The organism is Pseudoflavonifractor phocaeensis, from assembly GCF_016901735.1.
GTDB lineage: Bacteria > Bacillota > Clostridia > Oscillospirales > Oscillospiraceae > Pseudoflavonifractor_A.
The window spans coordinates 1-1,568 of the sequence record NZ_JACLZC010000135.1 but is presented as its reverse complement, the minus strand read 5'-3'; the positions used below and the strand labels follow the sequence as shown (position 1 = coordinate 1,568).

General features: G+C 61.7%; 1 protein-coding gene and 1 tRNA gene. Both read right to left on the bottom strand.

What is annotated here, in order from left to right; translation table 11 throughout:
- Positions 1-376: 376 nt before the first annotated feature.
- Positions 377-453: transfer RNA gene (locus H7U37_RS14790), tRNA-Arg, on the bottom strand.
- An 86-nt stretch (positions 454-539) separates the two neighbouring features.
- The coding region (locus H7U37_RS14785) for a GGDEF domain-containing protein (RefSeq protein WP_204876900.1) at positions 540-1,568 on the bottom strand (1,029 nt) is incomplete at its 5' end.

The window sequence follows — 1,568 nt, the reverse complement described above, 5'->3', positions numbered from 1 at the left end:
AAATGTGCCGGTGGCACATTTTTAGCGGAGGCCGAGCGGCTATGCCGCGAGGAGGGAAGCAAAGGCAACGGAAGGGGGGATACCCCCCTTCTGCACTTCCCCCAGGCGCTTTCACGGTACCTTCTGCCCTTTGTAGGGGGCGGACACTGTCCGCCCCGCCTTTCCTGTAGGCCCCGCCGCCCTCGGCGGGGTAATAGGATATCCTCCCACCTCGTAGGGGCGACCCTTGTGGTCGCCCGCTTCCATGCAGGCACTTTGACGTTTCCTGCACCGCGTTCCACTTCTTCGACAGCCTGAACCGGACAGCGTACATGCTGTCCCCCTTTTGCAATGAGCATAAAAAACGCCGGAGCAAAGGGAAAACCTTGCTCCGGCGTGGTACGGCTGAAGGGATTCGAACCCCCGACCTTTTGATTCGTAGTCAAACACTCTATCCAGCTGAGCTACAGCCGCATACCGCCTGGGAGAATCACTCTCACTGACAGCTCATTTATAATAGCACATCTTCTGGCGGAATGCAAGTGTTTTTTACAAAAAATTTAGATTCCCTCCTGGGCCTCCACGGCGGCGCAGAAGGAGACGGTGCCCCGCCCGGCCCGCTTGGAGGCGTAAAGGGCGCTGTCGGCCTTGCGGAGCAGCGCGTCAAAGTCCTGGGCGTCGTCGGGGTAGAAGGCCACGCCGATGCTGCTGCTGACGGGGAGCTGGTCGGAGGCCTCGCCGGACATACCGGCGGGGAGCTTGAGGGCGGGGAGGAAAAGGGTCTGATGGCACAGGGGCTCCAGCTTCCGGCGGGCGAAGGCCTCGTCTCCGGTGTCCTTCATAATGACCAGGAACTCGTCGCCGCCGAAGCGGGCCACGATATCGGTGGGACGGAACTGCCGCCGGACGTTTTGGCTGAAGGCAATGAGGATCTGGTCGCCGGCGGCGTGGCCCAGGGTATCGTTGAGGGACTTGAAGTGGTCGATGTCCATAAAGACCACCGTCATTTTCCGGTCCTGCTCGGCGCACTCCCGGAGCATCTGCTCAAAGAGCAGGTGGGCGCCGGCGCGGTTGTGGAGCTGAGTGAGGGGGTCGGTGTTGGCCCGCTGCTGCCATTTGGTGGCCTCCCGCTTGATGCGGTTGATGTTGGTCAGCTTGCCCACATAGCCCAGCTCCCGGCTCCGGTCCCGGCTGGACCACAGGGTCCGCAGGGCCAGATGGAACCAGGGCATGGTGCCGTCGGGCAGCTTCAGGTGCAGATCCATCTCCAGCTGCTGGTCGGCCCAGCTCAGCTTGTGGAAACGCTCCACCAGGCACTGGTACTCTTCCGGCAGGAAGAGGAAGCTGGGCTCCGGATGGGTGCTGTAATCCCGCAGGTAGGCGGGGACCTGAAAGACCCGGCAGAACTTTTCGCTCAGCTCCATAGAATCGGAGATGGCGTTATAGGAGAAAATCATATCCTCGGAGAACTCGGAGATCACCTGATATTTTTCCTTTTGCAGCTCCAGGAGGAAGCGGGCCTCGTCGGTTTCGGAGGGGTCCGGCGGCTCCGGCTCCGGGGGCTGGACGGGTACGGACGCGGGTTGGGG